A 21,832-nucleotide genomic window follows, 5' to 3' on the forward strand; every position below is an offset into this window, starting at 1 on the left:
GATCAGCGGACCGTATCGCGGGACCGGCGGGTGCCGGGCGCGAGTACGTTGAAACGGTGTGGTGGCGGGAGCGATGACGACGACGGCGCCGAGTCTGCGGGAGCGCCGGTGGCGGCCCGCGGGTGACCTCGACCTGGTCCTGACGCTGTCGCCGCACAGGCACGGAGGCGGCGACCCGACCTGGCGCCGCACTCCCGACGGCGCGTTCTGGCGGACCTCCCGCACCCCGGACGGCCCGGGCACGCTGCGGATCAGCGCCTCGGGCGGGGACGTGCTGGGGCAGGCGTGGGGCCCGGGGGCGGAGTGGCTGCTCGACACGCTGCCCTCCCTGCTCGGGGCGGACGACGACGTCACCGCCTTCGCCGACGTGCTGGCGCGGGCCGCCGCCCCGGGCGCGGCGCGTACGGCCGCCTTCGTGGCGGAGCTGGCCGCCCGGCACCCGGGTCTGCGTGTCGGGCGATCGCTGCGCGTCTTCGAGGCGCTGGTCCCCGCCGTGCTCGAACAGAAGGTCGTCGGCATGGAGGCGTGGCGAGCCTGGCGGTGGCTGCTGCGCCGGTACGGCGAGGCCCCGCCCGGCCCCGCGCCCGACGGCATGATCGTCATCCCGCCTCCCGAGGTCTGGCGCCGGATCCCGTCCTGGGACTGGCACCGGTCGGGAGCCGAGGCCGTACGCGCGCGGACGATCGGCAACGCGGCCCGGCACGCGGCCAGGCTGGAGGCGACCGCGGTCGCGCCCGATGGAGGGTGCGCCGAGGCGGACCGGCTGCTGCGGGCGCTGCCGGGGATCGGGGTCTGGACGTCCGCGGAGGTCCGCCAGCGCGCCCACGGCGATCCGGACGCGCCGAGCGTCGGGGACTTCCACCTGGCCGGCCTGGTGGGCTACGCGCTGACCGGGCGGAAGGTCGACGACGCCGCGATGCTGGAGCTCCTGGAGCCGTTCCGGGGGCAGCGTCACCGCGTGACGTGGCTGATCGCGCTCAGCGGGCTCCGGCCGCCCGCGCGCGGCCCTCGGATGCCGGTGCGGGACTATCGGTCGTTCTGAAAGACAGGGTCCGCGTCCCGCGCGACGCTATGGCCCCGGCCCTTCCTGAGGGCGGGGTCCGCGTCCCGGGCGCCGGTGTGGGCCTCTGCTCTCCCTGCGGACTGGGTCCGCGTCCGGGGCGCCGGTGTGTGGGCCTCGGCTCTTCCTGCGGGCGGGGTCCGCGTCCGGGGCGCCGGTGCGGCCGGGCCGCTCTGAGTGACGGCGTGCGCATGCCCGCGGCTTCGGGGGTCTTCAGCCGGCCTCGCCGGGCGTCCAGTCGTGGCCGTCGCGGGTGTCGGCGCCGAGGAGCGGGGCGAGCGCCGCGACGACGATCGTGAATGTGATGACGAACCAGCCCATCGGGGGCCTCCTTGGTCGCTTTGGGTGACATCTCAAGTATGTTTGCGTGCATCTATTCACGTCTAGTGAAATGTTCTGCGGCCATCTATTAAGAAACGCTGAATCAATAGCTGACCCCGCCGATCGCGGGCGTCCGGCCGCGACGTAATGTGCAGCCCATGAGCGCGAACCCCACGGACGCCGCGCTGCGGCGCGCACTGGCTCGGGCCCGGGACGGCAAGGCCCTCGACGTCACGGAGGCCGTCGTCCTGCTGCACGCCCGAGGCGATCACCTGGAGACCTTGCTCGACCACGCCTCACGGGTCAGGGACGCCGGGCTGGCGGCGGTGGGCCGCTCGGGGACCATCACGTACAGCAGGAAGGTCTTCATCCCGCTGACCCGGCTGTGCCGGGACCGCTGCGGCTACTGCACGTTCGCGACCGCGCCGCACAAGCTCGACAGCCCCTTCCTCCCGCCGGACGAGGTGCTGGAGATCGCCCGCCAGGGGGCGGCGATGGGCTGCAAGGAGGCCCTTTTCACGCTGGGCGACCGCCCCGAGGACCGCTGGCACCAGGCCCGCGAGTGGCTGGACGCGCACGGCTACGACGACACCCTGTCGTACGTGCGGGCCATGGCGGTGCGGGTGCTGGAGGAGACCGGGCTGCTGTCGCACCTCAACCCCGGCGTCATGACGTGGCGGGACCTGCAGCGGCTGAAGCCGGTCGCCCCGTCCATGGGGATGATGCTGGAGACCACGTCCGAGCGGCTCTTCACCGAGAAGGGCCAGGCGCACTACGGCTCGCCCGACAAGGACCCGGCCGTACGGCTGCGCGTGCTCGAGGACGCCGGCCGGACCAGCGTGCCGTTCACCACCGGCATCCTGATCGGCATCGGCGAGACCGTCCAGGACCGCGCCGAGGCGATCTTCGCGATCCGGCGCGTGGCCAGGGAGTACGGCGGGATCCAGGAGGTGATCGTCCAGAACTTCCGCGCCAAGCCGGACACGGCGATGCGCGGGATGCCGGACGCCGACCTGGAGGAACTGGCCGCGACGATCGCCGTGGCCCGGCTCGTGCTCGGCCCGAAGGCGCGGATCCAGGCCCCGCCGAACCTGGTGGACGCCGAGTTCGCCCTGATGATCCGCGCGGGCATCGACGACTGGGGCGGCGTCTCGCCGCTCACCCCCGATCACGTGAACCCCGAACGGCCGTGGCCGCAGATCGACGACCTCGCCGCGCGTACGGCCGCCGCCGGCTTCGAGCTCAAGGAACGGCTCACGATATATCCGGAATATGTGGTGGCCGGGGAGCCGTGGCTCGACCCCCGGTTGCGCGAGCACGTCGCCGCCCTGGCCGACCCCCGTACCGGCCTGGCCCGCGAGGGCGCGACGCCGGAGGGGCGGCCGTGGCAGGAGCCCGACGGCGGCTTCCCCGTCGACGCGGCGAGCACCGGCCGCGCCGACCTGCACGTCGCGATCGACGCCGAGGGGCGGACGGCCGACCGCCGGGCCGACTTCGACAGCGTGTACGGCGACTGGGAGGCCCTGCGCGAGCGGCTGCCCGGCACGCCGAGCCGCACCGGTGCGCTCGCCGCGACCGTCAGGGAGGCGCTGCGGGTCGCGGAGAGCGACCCGGCGGCGCTGACCGACGATCAGGCGCTGGCCCTGCTCGGCCTGGCCGGGGACCAGAACGGCGCGGGCGCCGACGATGCGGGCCTCGACGAGCTGGCCCGCATCGCGGACGGCCTGCGCCGCGAGACGGTGGGCGACGACGTCACCTACGTCGTCAACCGCAACATCAACTTCACGAACGTCTGCTACACCGGGTGCCGGTTCTGCGCGTTCGCGCAGCGGCGCACGGACGCCGACGCGTTCACGCTGTCGTTGTCGGAGGTGGCCGACCGGGCGGCGGAGGCGTGGGACGCGGGCGCCACCGAGGTCTGCATGCAGGGCGGGATCCATCCCGACCTGCCCGGGACCGCCTACTTCGACATCGCCCGCGCGGTGAAGGAGCGCTGCCCGGACATCCACGTGCACGCCTTCTCGCCGATGGAGGTCATCAACGGCGCGAGCCGGACGAACCTGTCCGTCGAGGAGTGGCTGCACGCGGCCAAGGAGGCGGGGGTGGACTCGCTGCCGGGCACGGCCGCCGAGATCCTCGACGACGACGTCCGCTGGGTGCTGACCAAGGGCAAGCTCCCGGCCAAGGAGTGGATCGAGGTCATCACCACCGCCCACCGGGTGGGCATCCCGACGACCTCGACCATGATGTACGGCCACGTCGACACGCACGAGCACTGGGTCAAGCACATCCGGCTCATCCGCCGGATCCAGGAGGAGACGGGCGGGTTCCGCGAGTTCGTGCTGCTGCCGTTCGTCCACCACAGCGCCCCGATCTACCTCGCCGGGGTGGCGCGTCCCGGGCCGACCGCGCGCGAGAACCGCGCCGTCCACGCCCTGGCCCGGATCATGCTGCACGGGGCGATCCCGAACATCCAGTGCTCGTGGGTCAAGCTCCGCGACGACCTCTGCCGCTCGGTCCTCGCGGGAGGCGTCAACGACCTCGGCGGCACGCTGATGGAGGAGACCATCAGCCGGATGGCCGGATCCGAGAACGGCTCCTACAAGACCATCAGCGAGATCGCCGCGATGGTCGCCCCAACGGGCCGGCCGCTGCGCCAGCGCACCACGTCGTACGGCACGCCGAGCCCGGAGCGGATCGCCGCGGCCGGACGCAGCGACGGCGTCTGCCAGAGCGTCAGGAGGCCGCTGCCCGTCGTGTGAGCCGGTTATAACAAGTTCTACATATTCGCCGCCGGAGGGGTTGCCTCCCGCCCCGGGCGACTAGGCACAATCGTGATCCCGTGCCTGAGAGGGGTCATGCCCGTGCCGTACGGACGTCATCGCGCCGCGACACCCGCTGACCAGCCGCGCCCTCCTGTGCGGAGGAGCCTTCTCATGGCGGCCGCGGCGATGGTGCTCCTGCTGGCGGGAGCGGCCGTCCGCTTCGTGGGCGCGGCGCCGGGAACGTGTTCTGCCCGCGACCCGATCATGGTCGGGGTGGCGGCCGCGGTGGACATCGCGCCGCCCGTCATGGAGGCGGCCCGGCGGTTCAACGAGAGCGGGGCCGCGGTGGACGGGCGGTGCGTCAAGGTCGAGGTGGCCGAGCAGCCGCCCGCGCCCGTGCTGCGCACGCTGATCGGCGACCGCGCGGGCGTCCTGTCGCAGCGTCCGGACGGCTGGATCGCCGACTCCTCGGCCTGGGTGCGGCTGGCCCGCAAGCAGGGCGCGCGGGACGTCGCCACGGGGGAGACGGTCGTCGCCACGTCCCCGCTGGTGTTCGCCACCAGCCGGTCGCTCGCCCGGCGGTTCGCCGCCGGAGGGACGGCGATGAGCTGGGACATGGTCTTCCCCGCCACCTCCCGCGGCCGGCTGGAGCCCACCGAACGCGAGCCCGACGTGGTCCGCGTCCCGGACCCCTCGGTCACCGGCGCGGGCATCGCCACGGTCGCGGCCGCCCGGGACATCGTCGGGACCGGGCCGGACTCGGGCAAGCAGCTCACCGCGTTCGTGCGGATGGCACAGGCGGGTTCGGTCCCCGACTACCGCGGCATGCTCGCCGCCGTCGACGCCCCCGGCTTCTGGACGCGCCCGGTCGTGGTCGTCCCCGAGCAGACGGTGTGGGCGCACAACCAGGCGCCGGGCGTCGCGCCCGTGGCCGCCCTCCACCCCAAGGAGGGCACGATCATCCTCGACTATCCGTACGTCGTGACCTCTCCGGACCGGGACCGGGCGGCCGGTGCGCGGTTGTTCGCGGGCTGGCTGCGCTCTGCGGAGACGCAGGAGGCGATGCGCCGCGCCGGGTTCCGCACGGCCGACGGCGGGCAGCCGCCGTTCCCGGTGGGCCCGGACATCCCGGAGGACGCGCCCGACCCGCGCCCGTCCATCACGACGGAGGTCATCGACGAGGCGCTGGAGGCGTGGAGCAGGCTGGCGCCGCCGACCCGCATCCTGGTCCTCGCCGACGTCTCCAAGGAGACGGCCGAGCCGATCAGGGCGGGCGGCGAGACCCGGCTCGGCGTGGCGATCGAGGCCGCCAAGATCGGCATCCGGATGTTCCCGGATGAGACCTCCATCGGCGTGTGGGAGTTCGCCCGCCGCCTCACCGGCCGCGCGGACGAGCGGGAGCTGGTCGGGCTCGGCTCGATCGCCAAGCCCGACTCCGGCCAGGAGATCCGCCGGACCAGCCTGTTCCGCGTCGCGGACGGCATCCGGGCCCTCCCCGGCCGGACCAGCTCCCTGTACGACTCGATGCTGGCGGGCTTCCGCGCGGTGTCCAAGGACTACGACCCGCTGATGAACAACTCGCTGCTCCTGCTCACCGCGGGCAAGGACGACGGGAAGGGCATCTCGCGCGCGGAGCTGGTCGCGGCGCTACGCGCCGAATGGGATCCGGAACGGCCGGTGCAGATCATCGTGGTCGCGTTCGGGGCGGGCGCCGACCGGAACGCCCTGAACGAGGTCGTCTCGGCCACCAACGGCCAGCTCTACGTGGCCGAGCAGCCGGGTCAGATCATCGACGTGTTCCTGTCGGCGCTGGCCCGGCGCCTGTGCCACCCGACCTGCCCCGGCTCGGCAGGCTGACCCCTGTCCCGGCACGGCCCCGCCGGGCGGGCCGGAGACCGGCCCGGTAGTGGGCCGGTGCCCTGGACGGGAGCGGCCGGGGGGCCGGTGTCCGGCTCGGGGATATCGACCACGCGTCCCGCGGTGTCGATCGAGGTCGTGCGGAGCTCGATCGACACCGCGGGAGCCGCCGGGACCGTCAGCGGGTGACGATGAAGTCCGCGGCGTCCCTCGGCGGCCGGTCCCTCGGCGGCGCGGCGGCGTGACCGATGGCCACCGCGCCCATGGGGTCCCAGCTCTCCGGCAGGCCGAGCACCTCCCGCACCGCCGGGCGGCAGAACATCGTGGACGACACCCAGGCGGAGCCCAGGCCCTCCACCGCGAGCTGGACCAGGAAGTTCTGCACGCCCGCCCCGGCGGCGACCACGAACATCTCGCGCTCGGCGGCGTTCCTCCGGTCGTCCGGATAGGTGTGCGAGCCGTCCATCACCAGGCACGGAACCGCCAGATAGGGGGCGTTCCTCAGCACGTCGCCCCGCCTGACCCGCCGGGCGATCGACTCCTCGGAGAAGCCGTCGCCGCGCAGGTCCTCGATCCAGGCGTCCCGCATCGCGTCGAGCAGCGCCGTACGCGCCTCGGGCGTCTCCACGAGCACGAAGCGCCACGGGGTCGTGTGGTGCGGCGCCGGGGCGGCGACGGCCGCCGCCACCGCCCGCCGCACCGCCGCCGGATCCACCGGGGCGCCGGAGAACTCGCGGATCGTCCGGCGGGCGAAGACCACGTCGGCGGAGCCGTACCGGAACAGGTCCTCGTCGGGCGGCCGAACCAGGACGCGCGCCCCGGGGCCGTCCTCGCTGGTCACGAGATGGGCGAGCCCGCGCACCACCGCGACCGGCACCCCGGCCAGCTTGCCCTTGGCCAGCTCCGCCGCCGCCGCGATCTCGTCCAGGAGCGCGGTCACCGTCGCCCGCAGCGGGTTCCCGTACGCGTCGGTCGCGCCGCGGAAGTCGTCCATCGGCCGCACCCCGGCCGCGCCGATCGCCACGTCGGTCAGCCCGTGCCGCCAGGGACGCCCGAAGGTGTCGGAGACGATCACGCCGACGTCGGCGCCGCTCCGTGCCCGCACGCCCTTCCTGATCCGCCGGGCCGAGGCGTCGGAGTCCTCCGGCAGCAGCAGGATCGTGCCGCGCTCGGTGTTCGAGGCGTCCACCCCGGCCGCCGCCATCACGAAACCGTGCCGGGTCTGGCTGATCACCGTGTCGCCGCGCCGGGCGACGACCCGGGCGGTCTCCTCCATGATCGCGTCGGTACGGCTGTCGCCCCGCCGCGCCCGGCCCTCCGCCTTGCTCACGATCTTGGACGTCACGACGAGGATGTCGCCGTCGGCCAGATCGGGAACGGCGTCCGCCACCAGGGCGGCGATGTCGTCCCCGGGCCGGATCTCGGGCAGTCCGGGGACGCCGGTGACCGTGACGCGGACCGCCGCGCCGTCCTCCCGTGCGCTCACGAGGCCCTCCCGCTTTCGGAGGAGGCGAGCCCGCGGGCGAGCGCGACCGCGGCGGCGGCGATGTCCCTGGTGGCCTCGGGCGAGTCCATGAGGAGGGGACGGGCCTCGACGGTCACGCCGTAAAGGGAGACCGCCTTGTCCTCCTCGGCCACGAGCCAGCCGTCGACGAGGTCGGATCCGTACAGCTCCAGGACGGCCTGGGCGCTCGTCTCGACCCCGATGGCGGCCAGGCACGCGTCGGCCATGCCGCGCACGGGGGCGCCGCCGATGATCGGGGAGACGCCGACCACGGTCTTCTCGCAGAGGGCGGACCTGATGCCGGGCACCTGGAGGATCGTGCCGATGCTCACCACCGGGTTGGACGGCGGCAGGATCACGAAGTCCGCGTCGCGGATGGCGTCGATCACGCCGGGCGCGGGGCTCGCCTCGTCCACGCCCACGAGGGCGATCTGCCGGGCCGGCAGCGAGGCGCGCAGCCGCACCCACCATTCCTGGAAATGCATGGCCCGCCGGCCCTGGTCGTCCTCGACGACGACGTGGGTCTCGCACCGGTCGTCGGACATGGGCAGCAGCCGTACGCCGGGTCGCCAGCGCGCGCAGAGCGCCTCGGTGACCTGCGACAGCGGATAACCCGCGGCGAGCATCTGGGTGCGGATGATGTGCGTCGCGAAGTCGCGGTCGCCCAGCCCGAACCACTGGGGCTCCATGCCGTAGGCGGCCAGTTCCTCCTTGACGGTGAAGGTCTCGTCGGTGCGGCCCCAGCCCTGCTCCTCGTTGATCCCGCCGCCGAGGGTGTACATCACGGTGTCGAGGTCCGGGCAGACCCGGAGGCCGAACAGGGTGATGTCGTCCCCGGTGTTGCCGATGACGGTGATCTCGGCGGGTTCTTCTGGGGCGGCCGCGGCACAGGCCGCCTTGAGGCCGCGGAGGAAACGGGCGCCGCCGATCCCGCCGGCGAGGCAAACGATGCGCATGCCGCCAGTCTCGCACCCGGACTGCCGGAGGCGGCACGCGCCTCATATGAGGCGGAATGTGAGGTAGAAAACACTTGTAATGGGATGAGCTTCTTGGGTCTACCGACACCAAAGTCGCTCTTGTGCGAAACTTCCCCGAGTGTCTTTTGGAAGGCGTTGGGGGTAGTGGTGCTCAGGGTTGATTCCGGACGGCTGCGCGAGCCCGCCGCGTGGATCATGCTGGCGGTGGTCGCGACCAACGTCCTCTTCGGCGCCATCCACCTCTTCTTCGGCTCGGGACCGTTCACGGGCCGGGCCATGGCCTACCTGCCGGCGTTCGCGAGTCCCCTGCTCACGGCGTTGGCCGCGGGCGCGGTGCTGCTGGTGACTCGGGCGGGCGACCCCACTGCGCGGGCCCGGCTGGTCAACCTCGGCACCATGGCGCTGCTCGGCCTGGCCACCCTGCTCGGCCTGGTCGCCACGATCCTCGGGTTCTTCGCCGACGGGTCGTTCGGCGACAGGATCGAGTACGTGATCGTGGCGCTGCCCCAGGTCGCGCTCACCGCGGCCGGGATGCTGCTCGCCAGGAGCTCCATCGGCGCCGACGTGCCGCGCAGTCGGCCCGCCGCGGCAGGGGAGCGCTTCCTGGGCTTCCCCCAGGAGGGCTTCGGCGGCTACGACCCCCAGCAGCCGTCGCAGGTCCCGCCCGTGCAGCCGATCCAGCCCGTGCAGCCCGTGCAGCCGATGCAGGGGGCCGCGCAGGGGAGCCCCGCCTACGCGCCCTCCCAGATGGAGCAGGCGTACGTCCCCGGCCAGGACGCGCCCTTCGGCCAGGCCCAGGAGCCCGCGTTCGGCCAGGCCCAGGAGCCCGCGTTCGGGCAGGGGCAGGACGCGCCCTTCGCGCAGGCCCAGGGGCCCGGGTTCGGCCAGGCCCAGGATGCGCCCTTCGCACAGGCCCAGGAGCCCGCGTTCGGCCAGGCCCAGGAGCCCGCGTTCGGGCAGGGGCAGGACGCGCCCTTCGGCCAGCAGGAGCCCCCGTACGGGCGGCCCCAGCACGAGCAGCCGTACGCCGCCCCGGCCGGAGCGCACGGCGGCCCGGCCCCCACCACCCCGGCCCAGAGCCCCCAGCCCGCCGAGCAGTACACGCCGGGGCATGGCTTCCAGGACGGGTACGCGCCGGGCGGCCAGGGCTTCCCCCAGCAGGAGCCGCAGCCCTCCGGTCACTTCGGCGGCCAGGGCTACGCCCCCGACTCCCCGGCGTACGCTCCCGAGTCCCAGCCGGGCGCGATCGTGCCGTACGGCGCCCAGCAGCCCACCCCGCAGCCCCAGCAGGCCGGGCCGGCCCAGCCCGCCGCACAGCCCGCGCCTCCGGCCCAGCCCGTCCAGCCGGCGCAGTCCTCCCAGCCCGGCCAGCAGGCGCAGCAACCCCCGGCGCAGCCCGCCCCGCAGGCGTTCCCGCAGACCGGCGGCTACGCCCAGCCTCCGCAGGGCCCGATGTTCGACCAGCACGGCTACGCCGGCCAGCAGGGCGAGGGGGCGGGCTACGGCGCCTTCGGCGGCCGCCAGGACGGCGCCCAGTTCCCGCCGGTGCCCCAGATCGAGGCGCCCGGCTACGGCCAGCAGGGCTTCGGCCAGCAGGGCCACGCCGACCAGGGCTTCGGCCAGCAGGGCCACGCGGACCAGGGCTTCGGCCAGCAGGGCCACGCGGACCAGGGCTTCGGCCAGGCCGGCTACCCCGCCGCCACCGAGCAGGCTCAGCCGTACGAGCAGGCCCAGCCGTACGAGCAGGCTCAGCAGGGCCAGCAGTACGGGCAGCAGGAGCCCTACGGCCGGGCGGCGGACCAGTACGGCCGGCCGGCCGAGCAGCCGTACGGCCAGCAGGCCGAGCAGCCGTACGGCCAGCAGGCCCCGGCGTCGTTCCCCGGCTACGGCGGCGGCCAGTTCGGCGGGCAGCCGGCCGACCAGGGCTCCTCGTTCGAGCAGCAGCCGGCCGCGTTCGACCCGTCCCGGCCGTACGAGCAGGCCGTGGACCCGAGGGAGCAGCAGCTCGCCGCCGCGTACCAGCAGGCGCAGAACTACCAGCAGCACGCGCAGCCTGCCGACTACGCCGGATCGCAGACCGCGCCCCAGGACTACCCCGACTACTACGACAACCCGCTCGGCCACGCCCAGACGCCCGAGCCCGCCCGTTACCCCGCTCCGAGCGACCAGACCATGCGCTTCGACGCCAACCTCTATCAGGGCGACCCGCTCAGCGGGCCGTCGCGTCGCGAGGACACCATCGATCCGACCGCGATCTACACTCCCGAGCGGTCGCAGGCAAAGCTTGAGGAAGGTGTGAGCACAGAGCAGGCAGGTCACGGATCTGACCCGCAGGCCCCCTGGTACGGTTCCCAACGCTGATACGGCTGAACACAAGGGTCGCGAAACCGGGGCAAGCTGGTCTTTCCCCGGGTATCGGTATGCCGCTTGACGCCACACGCGGCACGCGCGTGTAATTACAGACATGTTGTTACGCCTTCCAATAGCTGGGTAACCAGGAAGGCGTTCCATGGGGGGCTCCATTGTGGGCTGGCGAGCGACAGGGAGGTGTGCAATGGCCGATCTGGTCATGGCACAGGCGCTCGACGGTGAGGATCTTGGTTGGCAAGAGCGCGCATTGTGTGCTCAGACCGATCCGGAGGCGTTCTTTCCGGAGAAGGGCGGTTCCACCCGGGAGGCCAAGAAGGTCTGCCGCTCGTGTGAGGTGAGAGCGGAGTGCCTTGAGTACGCGCTCGAACACGACGAGCGGTTCGGCATCTGGGGTGGACTGTCAGAGCGTGAACGGCGCAGGATCAAGCGCCAGGCGGTGTGAGGCGGCGGGGGTCGCGCGGGCGGCGCGCGACCCCCGTCTGCCGATTCGGCTCTCCTGTGATCGGTTGAGCCGGGGGTGCCGTAGGGTTGTCGCGCTTGACCCGAAATCCCCCGCGATTTCGTGAGATGTGCTGAGATTGCGGGACGACCCCCGAGGACTCAACCACGTGCACTCCGTCACCGCGATAGTCGTCGCTCACGACGGCGCCCGCTGGCTCCAGGAGACGCTCGACGCGGTGCTCCGCCAGTCACGGCCACTCGACCGCGTCGCGGGCGTCGACAACGGCAGCCGTGACGGCAGCGGCCGGCTCCTCACCGCGGCTTTCGGTCCGAACAGCGTGCTGAGCATGTCCAGGGCCACCGGGTTCGGCGAGGCGGTCCACGAGGTCGTACGGAGACTTCCGCGCGCCCAGGGCCAGGAGTGGCTGTGGCTGCTCCACGACGACTGCGCCCCCGACGCGCACGCGCTGCGGGCGCTGCTCCGCGCCGCCGACGAGAACCCCAAGGCCGCGATCCTCGGCCCGAAGCTCCGCGACTGGCTCGACCGGCGCGTCCTGCTCGAGATCGGCGTCACCGTGGGCCGCTCCGGTCGCAGGGACACCGGCCTCGAACCGCGTGAGTACGACCAGGGCCAGCACGACGGCGCCCACGGCGTGCTCGACGTCCTGTCCGTCTCGACCGCCGGCATGCTGATCCGCCGCGACGTCTGGGAGGAACTGGCCGGGCTCGACCCGCTGCTCCCGATGTTCCGCGACGACCTCGACCTGTGCTGGCGCGCCCGGGTCGCCGGGCACCGCGTGCTCAACGTGACCGACGCCGTCGCCTGGCACGCCGAGGCGGCGTCCCGGCGCCGCAGGCGTATCGCCGTCAGCGACGACCACCCCCGCCGCCTCGACCGGCGCAACGGCCTGCTCGTCGTCATGGCGAACCTGCCGTTCCTGGCGCTGGTCCGCTCCGTCTTCCGCAACGTCGCCGGGTCTCTGGCCCGCACGGTCCTGTTCCTCCTCGCCAAGCAGCCGGCCAACGCGCTGGACGAGCTCGCCGCGCTCGGCTCCGTGATCGGCCGCCCGGGGCGGCTCATCACAGCACGCCGGGCGCGCAGGAAGGGCAGGAAACAGGGCTATCCCGCCGTCGCGCGGCTGCTCACCCCGCCCGGGGCCACCTGGCGGCGGCTCACCGACATGGTCCAGCGCTACCTCGCGGGGGAGGGGCCGGTCGACTCGGCCGGACGGCACCACGCCGCCGGGGCGGCCGCCGAGGAGGAGGGCGACGAGCTGCTCACGGACTCCGGGCTGTTCCAGCGGATGTCCTCCAGCCCCGCGGTGCTGCTCTGCCTCCTGCTCGCCGGGATCACCGTGGCCGCCGAGTGGCCGCTGCTCACCGGAGGCGGGCTGCTCGGCGGAGGCGCGCTCGTGCCGGTCACCGGCGGAGCCTCCGACCTGTGGCGGCTCTACGTCGAGGACCACCACTCCGCCGGGCTCGGCTCGGACACCTGGGCCCCGCCGTACGTGGCGGTGCTCGCCGCGCTGTCCACGCTCTTCCTCGGCAAGACCTCGCTGGCCGTGTCCGTCCTGCTGCTGGGCTGCGTGCCCCTCGCCGGGCTCTCCGCGTACGTCGCGACGAGGCGGATGATCTCCTACACCCCGGCCCGGGTGTGGCTGGGCGCCACCTACGCCCTGCTGCCGGTCGCGACCGGCGTGGTCGCGGGCGGCCGGGTCGGCACCGCGCTGATCCTCGTCCTGATCCCCGTCTACGCCGCGCTCGCCACCCGGGTCGTCGCCGGGTCGCGCCGCGCCGCGTGGGGGTTCGGCCTGCTCCTCGCGGTCGGCACGGCGTTCGCCCCGCTCGTCTACATCGTCGTCGCCATCCTCGGCGGGCTCGCCGCCGTGTCCTTCGGCGGCGTCCGGCGCGGCGTCGGCGTCTCCCTGGCGATCGGCCTCGGCACGCCGCTCGTCCTGCTGGCCCCCTGGCTGGCCGGGATCGTGCGGGAGCCGCGCCGGATCCTGCTCGAATCGGGCCTGGCCGACCCCGCGCTCGCCGACCCCCGGCTGAGCGCCGACGCGATCCTCATGCTCAACCCGGGCGGGCCCGGCACCCCGCCCGTCTGGGTCACCGGCGGCCTGGTCGCCGTCGCCCTCGGCGCGCTGCTGCTGCGCCGCCACCAGACGGTCGTCGCGGTCGGCTGGGCCGTCACCCTGTTCGGCGTGCTGCTCGCGGTCGTCGTGGGCAGGCTGGGTGAGTGGCCCGGCGTCCCGCTCGCGTTCGCCGCCACCGGCCTGCTCGTCGCCACCGCGCTCACCGCGCACCGGATCACCGAGTTCCGCGCGGCGGGCGGGCTGCGAAGGGCGGGCGCCCTGCTGATCGTCCTCGTCGCGTTCGCCACGCCGGCGGCGGCGGCCGGCCTCTGGATCGCCGGCGGAGCGGGCGGCCCGCTGCGCGGCGACCTGACCGACCCCGTGCCGCCGCTCGCGGCCGTCTGGTCGCCGAACGGCGAGCGCACCCTGCTCATGCGCCCCGAGGGCGGACGCCTCGCGTACACGATCCTGCCGGGACGCGCGCCGCTGATCGGCGAGGCCGACCTGCGTGCTCCGGACGCGAACGCCCGGCGCGTCGGCGCCGCCGTCGCGGGCCTGGCCTCCGGCAGGGGCGGCGACGACGTGCGTACGCTCGCCGCCGAGGGCGTCCAGTTCGTCACCGTGCCCGGCCCCGTCGACACCGAGCTGCGGCGCGCCCTCGACTCCGAGCCCGCCCTGGTGCGGGTGAACCTCTCTGAGACCGGAGGGTTGTGGCGGGTGGCCGGGACCGTCACCGTGCCGCCGACCCCGGCCGGCGGCGACGCCTGGCACCGGACCTGGCTGTGGGCGCAGGGGGCCCTCGTCGCGCTCATCCTGGTCCTGGCCTCGCCCGGCGCCCGTACGGCGGAGCAGATCGAGGACTACGGCGACGCGCCGGAACCGCCCCGGCAGTCCCGGAGGCGTTCGAAGAACCCCGGGGAGCAGGTGGCGGCGTGAAGGCCCTGATCGAGAACCGTTTCGGCCTGCTCACTCTGGTGCTGGTCGCGCTCGGAGCCCTGTACGGCGTGGCGTTCGTGAGCCGGCCCGCGCCGGTGCAGGAGAAGCCGGCCCAGAAGGTCAGGGCCGCGGTCGAGTCGGTGTCCATGGTGTGCCCCGACCCCGGTGGCGGCCGGCTGAACGTGGTCACGCCGCCGGTCGAGCAGACCGGCCAGGGCGGTCAGAGCGCTCAGGGCGGCGGGGCGGCCACGGTCGCCCAGATGAAGGGCGGCAAGCCGCTGGCCACGCTCGACCGGGTGGGCGGGCTGTGGCGGCAGGACGTCCCGCTGCGCACCCGGCCGGTCACGGTCGCCGGGATGGGCACGATGGCGGCCGGCCTGGAGGCGGCGCAGACCACCCGCGTCGCCTCGGGCGCGCAGCGGGGGCTGTCCGGCGTGCGCTGCGTCGAGCCCGGCGCGGAGGCGTGGTTCATCGGGCCGGGCCCGGCCGCCGCCGACGTCACCCTCCACGTCGCCAACGCCGACGTCGCCCCGGCCGACGTCGCCGTCATGATCTACGCGGGCGAGGGGCCGGTGCTCTCCGACCGCGGCAACGGGATGGTGATCAAGCCGGGCGAGTACCGCGAGGTCAAGCTGCGCGACCTCGCGCCGTCGCCGCTGGTGATGGCCGTCCAGGTGACCACCGACGGCGGCCGGGTGGCCGCCGCGATCAGGGCGTCCCTGGGCGAGGGCAAGGGGGTGGACTGGCTTCCCGTCGCCACCCCGCCGTCCACCCGGGTCGTCGTGCCCGGACTTCCGGGCAGCGCGGGCCAGCGCGAGCTGTACGTCGCGACCCCGGGCGAACGGGACACCGTCGTCCAGGTGAAGGCGGTGCTGAAGGACGGTTCGTACGCGCTGAAGAACAAGGAGACCGTCGAGGTGCCGGCCGGCTCCACGACGACGCTCGACCTGACCACCGGCGTCGGCGGCCAGGCCGGCGCGCTCGTGCTGACCTCGGACGAGCCCATCGTCGCCGGGATGAGGATGACCGGCACCGGCTCGCGGCAGGACGCCGCGTTCACGGCGGGCGCGGCGCCGATCGACCTCGGCAGCGTGGTCGCCGACGGCGGTCCCGGCAAGAAGTCCGCCAAGGGAGGCGGCAAGCAGGAGTCGCGGCTGGTGCTGTCCGCGCCCTTCGGCGCCGCGACCGTGCGGGTCCGGATCCTGCCGCAGGACGGCGCCCCGGCCGCGCCGGTCGAGGTGCGGCTGCCCGCCGCCCGGAGCAAGGAGATCAAGCTCAAGGCGCCCGCGGGCGCGGGCTCCGGCTTCGCCGTCCACATCGTGCCGGTCCCCGGATCGGGCCCGGTGTACGGCGGGCGCGTGCTGAGCGAGGAGACCGGCGAGGGAGTGCTGCTCACCGCGCAGCCGCTCGCGCAGGCGCGGACGTGGGCGCTGGTGCCCGCCACCTCCGAATGGCCGGGCGTCGTCCTCCCCTAGACGCGTCCGCGTCCGGGGGTCGGCGGGGGCTCAGTGCCGGTCGTCGTAGCCGGGGTCGATCGTCTCCGGGGTGAGGCCGAGCAGGCTGGCGACCTGCTCCACGACGACGTCGCTCACCAACGCCCCCAACTGGTCGCGGTCGCGCGCCCTGGCCTCAAGGGGGCGGCGGTAGATCACCACCATCGCCGGCTCGGAGCCGGCCGCCGTCTCCGCCCTGCCGAACGGGATCGGGTCGGTGTCGAGCCGCCCCGGGCCGTCGATCAGCTCGCTCGGCGGCGGCACCTCCTCCACCGAGAACTCCATCGTCGCGAGCTGCCTGCCCCATCGGGGCTTGAGCCGGTCCACCGCGTCGAGGACCAGGTCGTCGAAGCGTTCGCCGCGCGACTTCGCGATCGGGACGTGCGACGGCGCCAGGGGACCGCGCATCCCGCGACCGTGCCGGTCGCGCCGCCGTACACGGCGCCGGGAATCTCCGCTTCGCTCGCTCACGCGGCCAGCTTAAAGGAGCGGACGCCCGCCGTACCGAGGGCGAGGCGGTGTCCGGATTGTGGCGACACGCTCGTTAAGAGCGGCAGGGTGGTGGCAATGTGAACGCGGACCGGATACGGTCCCTCCGTGAGCCCCGTCCGCAGCTGTTCCCGTACCGCCTGCAGGCAGCCTGCCGTCTTCACACTCACGTATGTCTACGCCGACTCGACCGCGGTTCTCGGCCCTCTCGCGACGTACGTCGAGCCGCACTGCTACGACCTGTGCGCCGAGCACGCGGAACGGCTCACCGCCCCCCGTGGGTGGGAGGTCGTGCGGCTCCCGTCCGAGGCCGGATCCCCGAGCGGCGACGATCTGGAAGCTCTCGCCAACGCGGTCCGCGAGGCGGCCCGTCCCACGCCCGCCGCGGGCGAACCCGTCGGCCAGGCCGTCGAGGTCGGCCGCCGCGGACACCTGAGGGTGCTCAAGTCCGCCCAGCCCAACCGGGACCGGTGACGGCGGGCCGACCGCCGGTGGATCGTACGCGCCCCGCCGGTGGCGCCTTGTAGGCTCGGGCGCGGCAAACCAAACGATCGGGGGGCTGCGGTGGGCGACCTCACCAGGATCTTCAAGGCGTACGACGTGCGCGGCGTGGTGCCGCTGGAGTTCGACGAGCGGATCGCCGAGGCGGTCGGGGCGGCCTTCGCCGAGGTGACGGGGGCGCGGTCCCTGGTGATCGCGCACGACATGCGGGAGTCGTCCGGCCCGCTGGCCGCCGCCTTCGCACGCGGTGCGACCTCGCGCGGCGCCGACGTGCTGAACGCCGGGCTCGGCTCGACCGACATGCTCTACTACGCCAGCGGCAGCCTCGGCCTGCCGGGCGTGATGTTCACCGCCAGCCACAACCCCGCCCGGTACAACGGCATGAAGATGTGCCGAGCCGGAGCGGTGCCCGTCGGCAGCGAGTTCGGGCTCGCCGAGATCCGCGACCGCGCCGCCGAGCTGCTGGAGGCGGGCGTCGGCGGAACGCCGGGCGCGGGGAGCGTCACCGCCCGAGACCTGCTGCCGGGGTACGCCGCCCACCTCAAGACGCTCGTGGACCTCTCCGGCATCCGGCCGCTCAAGGTGGTGGTCGACGCGGGCAACGGCATGGGCGGATACACCGTTCCCGAGGTGTTCGACGGCCTGCCGGTCGAGCTGACGCCGCTCTACTTCGAGCTCGACGGCAGCTTCCCCAACCACGAGGCCAACCCGATCGAGCCGGCGAACCTGGTGGACCTGCAGAAGGCCGTCGTCGAGCGGGGCGCCGACATCGGCATCGCCTTCGACGGCGACGCCGACCGGTGCTGGGTGATCGACGAGCGCGGCGAGTCCGTCTCCCCGTCCGCGATCACCGCCCTGGTCGCCGTGCGCGAGCTGGCCCGGCACCCGGGCGCCACGATCATCCACAACCTGATCACCTCCAAGGGCGTGCCGGAGATCGTGCGCGAGCACGGGGGCGTCCCGGTCCGCACCCGGGTCGGCCACTCGTTCATCAAGGCGGAGATGGCCCGCACCGGCGCCGTCTTCGGCGGCGAGCACTCCGCGCACTACTACTTCCGCGACTTCTGGTTCGCCGACTCCGGGATGCTCGCGGCGCTCCACGTGCTCGCCGCGCTCGGCGGCCAGGACCGGCCGTTGTCGGAGCTCCTCGGGCGATACTCCAGGTACGCCGCGTCCGGCGAGATCAACAGCACGGTCGCCGACCAGGCGGCCGCCCTGGAGACGGTGCGCGCGGCGTTCGCGGGTCGCGAGGGTGTTACCTTCGACGAGTTGGACGGCCTCACGGTGAGCGGCCGCGACTGGTGGTTCAACCTGCGCCCGTCCAACACCGAGCCGCTGCTGCGCCTGAACGCCGAGGCGGCCGACGAGGAGAAGATGGCGGCCGTGCGGGACGAGGTCCTCGCCGCCCTAAGGAGCTGACAGGATTTGAAGATCGACGACTGGCTGCTGGACGTCCTCGCCTGCCCGGCGTGCAAGTCCCCGCTGCACGCCTCGGCGGACGCCGACGAGCTGGCCTGCACCTCGGAGTCGTGCGGGCTGATCTACCCCGTGCGCGACGACATCCCCGTCCTGCTCGTGGACGAGGCCCGCAAGGCATGAGCCTCCCGGGCGGGGCGTCCATCCCGCGGTTCGACCCGAGCAGGCTCGACGACCAGGCGTACCTGTCCGAGGCGGATCCCTCGGGGGTGCTGCGGAGCGTGGCGTCCTCGGCCGCCCAGGTGCGCACCGCGTACCGCGCGGCGGTGGAGGCGGGGGCGGCACGGGTGAGCGCTCAGGGCAGGCCGCGCGCCCTCGTGGTGGCGGGCGTGGGCGCCGCGGGGATCGCGGGCGACGTCCTAGACGCGGTGTGCGGGCCGGGAACGCCCGTCCCGGTCGTGGCCGTGCGGGGCTACCGGCTTCCCGGGTGGATCGGCGCGGCCGACCTGGTGATGGTGCTGTCGTTCACCGGACGGGGCGACGAGGCGCTGGCGGCAGGGGCCGAGGCGGTGCGCCGCGGGTGCTCGCTGCTGGCGGTGGGCCCGGCCGACACCCCGCTCAGCGCCCTCGCGGCCCAGGCCGGCGCGCCTTTCGTGCCGGTGGAGACGGTGGCGGGCCAGCCCCGGGCCACCATGTGGGGCCTCGCGGTGCCGCTGCTGGTCGCCGCGTCCGCGCTCGGCCTGACCGACGCCGGGGAGGCGGTCTTCGAGTCGGCGGCGGAGCGTCTTGAGGACATCGCGCACCGGTGCCGTCCGGCGAGCGACTCCTTCATCAACCCCGGCAAGACCCTCGCCATGGAGCTCGCCGACGGCGTCCCGGTGATCTGGGGGTCCTCGCCGCTCGCGGCGGTGGCCGCGCACCGGCTGGCGGCGCAGCTCGCCGAGCACGCCGGTTGGCCCGCGCTGTGGGGCGAGCTGCCGGAGGCCGCGCACGACCAGGCGGGCGTCCTCGACGGCCCCCTCGCCGCCCGGGACATCTTCGAGGACTTCGGCGACGACGAGTCGTCCGGCCCCCGGGCACGGCTGCGGCTGTTCCTGCTCCGCGACTCCGACGAGCACGCCCAGGTGACCGAACGCCGCCAGGCGTCCCTGCGGCTCGCGCAGGATCGCGGCGTCCCGGCCTCGGAGATCGCGTCCGAGGGCGTTCACCCGTTCGAACGGCTGGCCTCGCTCGTCTGCCTGGGCGACTTCGCCGCCGCCTATCTCGCGCTCGGCTACGGTCTCGATCCCGCGCCGATGTCGGTCATCACTGAACTCCGGGCCAGGATTTCCCAATAGGATCCCTCTGGTCGATTCGTGAGGAGAGTTCTGTGAGCGCGGGTGGCGGTACAAAGGCGATCGTCGCGGCGCTGGGCGCCAACATGGCGATCGCGGCTGCGAAGTTCGTGGCGTTCCTCTTCACGGGGTCGTCCTCCATGCTCGCCGAGTCGGTTCACTCGGTGGCCGACTCGGGCAACCAGGCGCTTCTGCTGATCGGAGGCAAGCGGGCGGAGCGGTCGCGCACCCGTAAGCACCCGTTCGGATTCGGGCGCGAGCGCTACTTCTACGCCTTCGTGGTGGCGGTCGTGCTGTTCACGATCGGCGCCCTGTTCTCCATCTACGAGGGATGGCACAAGATCTCCGACCCGCACCCGGTGGAGGCGCCCCAGTGGGCGTTCGCGGTGCTCGTCTTCGCGATCATCGCCGAAGGTCTCTCGTTCCGCACCGCCATCAGGGAGTCGCGCCAGCTCAAGGGCGACCACTCCTGGTTCTCGTTCATCCGCAGGGCGAAGGCCCCCGAGCTGCCGGTCGTCCTGCTTGAGGACTTCGGCGCGCTGCTCGGCCTGATCTTCGCGCTGTTCGGCGTCTCCATGGCCGTCGTCACCGGCGACGGCGTCTGGGACGGCGTCGGCACGCTGATGATCGGCGTGCTGCTGGCCGCCATCGCGATCATCCTCGCCCTGGAGACCAAGTCGCTGCTGATCGGCGAGAGCGCGACGCCGGAGATCGAGGAGCGGATCTGCGCGGCGCTCGAAGGCGCGCCGGAGGTCGCGAGGGTCATCCACATGCGTACGCTGCACCTCGGCCCCGAGGAGCTCCTGGTCGCGGCCAAGATCGCGGTCGAGCACGACGACACGGCGGCGCAGGTGGCCCAGGGGATCGACGAGGCGGAGCGGCGCATCCGCGAGGCCGTGCCGATCGCCCGGGTCATCTACCTGGAGCCCGACCTCTACCGCTCAAGCGGCGCTCCGGTGAGCTGACCCCGCCGATCACTCCCGGGCATCGCCCGGCCCGGTCCGGTGCCCGTCACGCGGGCCCGGCCGTGCGGCCCCGGGAACCGGTCCGGGGCGGGGTCCCGGCTCCTGTCAGGTGTGGATGTGCCCGCAACACCCGCGGGGGTAGGCGCGGGCGAGCCGGGCGCGCGAGCCCTGGAGGCGCGGCCCCTTGACCTCGCCGTCCGCGCCCGTGCTGATGCCCGTGCCCGCGCTCGCCGCGCCGACGATCGCGGACGGGCGGGCGGTGGCGGTCCCGGGGGCGCCCGTACCCGCCGCGCCCGCCGCGCCCGCCGTGCCGGGCGACGCCGACGCGGGCGGGTCCTGCGGCCACGCCGTGCCGTCCGGACTTGTCGCGAGCGCCTCGGACGCCTGCCGGGCCGCCGCCCGCACCATCGGCACGAGCCGTTCGAAGTGCATCTGGGCGACGTCGCCGGCCAGCGAGATCGCTCCCGCGGGGCCGTCGGGGCCCTGGACGGCGCAGGCCACCGCGCCGACGCCGGGCATCCCCTCGCCGCGTTCGAACGCGAGGCCGCCCGCCCTGCGGATGGTGTTCAGCTCCCGGTGGATCGAGCAGAAGCCGTCGTCGGCGCTCCTGGAGAACTCGGGGCAGGAGCGCAGCAGGTCGTCGACCCGCTCGGGGGAGAGGGACGCGAGGATCACCTTGCCGATCGCGGCGTTCGTCGCCCACCAGCGGCTGCCGACGTCCGATGGAAGGGTGGACGCGTACGCGCCGCCGATCTTGTCGAGGAACACGATCTCCGGCCCGTCGAGGACGCAGAGATGGCCGACGAAGCCGGTCAGCACGTGGAGGTCGTGGAGCAGGGGCGTGGCCGCCTTGCGCAGGTCGTCCCAGCTCCCCCGGGAGGCGGCGAGCCGGAGCGCGCGCCTGCCCAGGGTGTAGCCGAAGGTCCCGTGCTCGATCCAGCCGAGATGGACGAGCTGGCCGAGGATCCGGTGCGCCGTCGAGCGGGGCAGCCCGGTGGACCGCTCGACCTCCTCCAGCGTGAGCCGTGCCCCGCGGCGCTCGAACGCGTCGAGGATCAAGGTCATCCGCCCGACCATGGAGGAGGGAAGGTCCTGCTCCTGCCGGTCCGCCGTGCCCATCGTGAGCGTCACGACGCCCTCCGTGTCACCATTCGCCAGCTCTACCAAACAAATGATTGCTAGAATCGTGACTATAAGGGCGGTTCCTCTCGTACGTCCATAGTTCCGCACAGCGGCGGCTCCCGGTCAGTGAGAGTGCGCGCACACGTACGGCCCGCACCGTGCCTAGCCTCCCAGGACACGACCTGCGGCCGATCCACGTTCGGCCG

The 21,832-nt window shown here is 73.7% G+C and carries 16 protein-coding genes; 12 read left to right on the forward strand and 4 right to left on the reverse strand.

Going from position 1 to position 21,832, the window contains the following annotated elements:
• Window positions 1–73 precede the first annotated feature (73 nt).
• The 3 genes from AWQ70_RS08780 (at window position 74) to AWQ70_RS08790 (ending at window position 6,003) form a co-directional block, all read left to right on the forward strand.
• On the forward strand, window positions 74–1,042 hold the full coding sequence (locus tag AWQ70_RS08780; RefSeq protein WP_067172792.1) for a DNA-3-methyladenine glycosylase family protein: 969 nt from the start codon (window positions 74–76) through the stop codon (window positions 1,040–1,042).
• A 497-nt stretch (window positions 1,043–1,539) separates the two neighbouring features.
• A complete protein-coding gene (locus AWQ70_RS08785) occupies window positions 1,540–4,143 on the forward strand; it encodes a bifunctional FO biosynthesis protein CofGH (RefSeq protein WP_084516671.1) in 2,604 nt (867 codons plus the stop codon).
• A gap of 174 nt (window positions 4,144–4,317) precedes the next feature.
• Entirely contained in the window at window positions 4,318–6,003 is a 1,686-nt protein-coding gene (locus AWQ70_RS08790) for a substrate-binding and VWA domain-containing protein (RefSeq protein WP_245646850.1), read from the forward strand.
• 178 nt (window positions 6,004–6,181) lie between these two features.
• Here the strand turns inward: AWQ70_RS08790 and AWQ70_RS08795 are convergent, their stop codons facing one another.
• A complete protein-coding gene (locus AWQ70_RS08795; RefSeq protein WP_067172561.1) occupies window positions 6,182–7,489 on the reverse strand; it encodes a coenzyme F420-0:L-glutamate ligase in 1,308 nt (435 codons plus the stop codon).
• On the reverse strand, window positions 7,486–8,463 hold the full coding sequence (gene cofD / locus AWQ70_RS08800; protein ID WP_067172563.1) for a 2-phospho-L-lactate transferase: 978 nt from the start codon (window positions 8,461–8,463) through the stop codon (window positions 7,486–7,488). Before cofD ends, AWQ70_RS08795 begins: the two co-directional genes overlap by 4 nt.
• A 168-nt stretch (window positions 8,464–8,631) precedes the next feature.
• Between cofD and AWQ70_RS41090 the strand changes: the two genes are divergently transcribed.
• From AWQ70_RS41090 to AWQ70_RS08820, 4 genes are all read left to right on the forward strand, one after another.
• Window positions 8,632–10,845, forward strand: a complete 2,214-nt coding sequence (locus tag AWQ70_RS41090) for a hypothetical protein (RefSeq protein WP_245646851.1) — start codon at window positions 8,632–8,634, stop codon at window positions 10,843–10,845.
• Window positions 10,846–11,038: 193 nt separating this feature from the next.
• Window positions 11,039–11,296: a WhiB family transcriptional regulator gene (locus tag AWQ70_RS08810; RefSeq protein WP_067172567.1), complete on the forward strand. Its 258-nt coding sequence runs from the start codon at window positions 11,039–11,041 to the stop codon at window positions 11,294–11,296.
• A gap of 166 nt (window positions 11,297–11,462) precedes the next feature.
• Complete coding sequence (locus AWQ70_RS08815) at window positions 11,463–14,306, forward strand: glycosyltransferase family 2 protein (RefSeq protein ID WP_067172569.1); 2,844 nt, start codon at window positions 11,463–11,465, stop codon at window positions 14,304–14,306.
• Window positions 14,303–15,781, forward strand: a complete 1,479-nt coding sequence (locus AWQ70_RS08820; protein ID WP_067172572.1) for a DUF5719 family protein — start codon at window positions 14,303–14,305, stop codon at window positions 15,779–15,781. The genes AWQ70_RS08815 and AWQ70_RS08820 overlap by 4 nt, the downstream gene beginning before the upstream one ends.
• 30 nt (window positions 15,782–15,811) lie before the next feature.
• Here AWQ70_RS08820 and AWQ70_RS08825 read toward each other — a convergent pair whose 3' ends face one another.
• Window positions 15,812–16,207, reverse strand: coding sequence for a metallopeptidase family protein (locus AWQ70_RS08825; protein ID WP_067172576.1), 396 nt, complete (start codon window positions 16,205–16,207; stop codon window positions 15,812–15,814).
• A 189-nt stretch (window positions 16,208–16,396) separates the two neighbouring features.
• Between AWQ70_RS08825 and AWQ70_RS08830 the strand changes: the two genes are divergently transcribed.
• The 5 genes from AWQ70_RS08830 to AWQ70_RS08845 all read left to right on the forward strand — a co-directional run bounded on the left by AWQ70_RS08830 (window position 16,397) and on the right by AWQ70_RS08845 (window position 20,504).
• On the forward strand, window positions 16,397–16,762 hold the full coding sequence (locus tag AWQ70_RS08830; RefSeq protein WP_067172579.1) for a DUF3499 domain-containing protein: 366 nt from the start codon (window positions 16,397–16,399) through the stop codon (window positions 16,760–16,762).
• Window positions 16,763–16,852: 90 nt separating this feature from the next.
• Complete coding sequence (locus tag AWQ70_RS08835; RefSeq protein WP_067172582.1) at window positions 16,853–18,208, forward strand: phosphomannomutase/phosphoglucomutase; 1,356 nt, start codon at window positions 16,853–16,855, stop codon at window positions 18,206–18,208.
• 6 nt (window positions 18,209–18,214) lie between these two features.
• Window positions 18,215–18,388 carry a Trm112 family protein gene (locus tag AWQ70_RS37455; RefSeq protein WP_084516674.1) on the forward strand — a complete coding sequence of 58 codons (174 nt, stop codon included), beginning with the start codon at window positions 18,215–18,217 and terminating at the stop codon, window positions 18,386–18,388.
• Complete coding sequence (locus AWQ70_RS08840) at window positions 18,385–19,542, forward strand: SIS domain-containing protein (protein ID WP_067172585.1); 1,158 nt, start codon at window positions 18,385–18,387, stop codon at window positions 19,540–19,542. Before AWQ70_RS37455 ends, AWQ70_RS08840 begins: the two co-directional genes overlap by 4 nt.
• A gap of 32 nt (window positions 19,543–19,574) precedes the next feature.
• Window positions 19,575–20,504, forward strand: coding sequence for a cation diffusion facilitator family transporter (locus tag AWQ70_RS08845; protein WP_067172589.1), 930 nt, complete (start codon window positions 19,575–19,577; stop codon window positions 20,502–20,504).
• A gap of 105 nt (window positions 20,505–20,609) precedes the next feature.
• On the opposite strand, the gene AWQ70_RS08850 is transcribed toward AWQ70_RS08845, so the two are convergent.
• The gene (locus AWQ70_RS08850; protein ID WP_067172592.1) at window positions 20,610–21,635 is read right to left on the reverse strand and encodes an IclR family transcriptional regulator; all 1,026 of its coding nucleotides are present in this window, start codon (window positions 21,633–21,635) and stop codon (window positions 20,610–20,612) included.
• Window positions 21,636–21,832: the final 197 nt, after the last annotated feature.

The organism is Microtetraspora niveoalba (assembly GCF_001570405.1).
GTDB classification, from domain to species: Bacteria; Actinomycetota; Actinomycetes; order Streptosporangiales; family Streptosporangiaceae; genus Microtetraspora; species Microtetraspora niveoalba.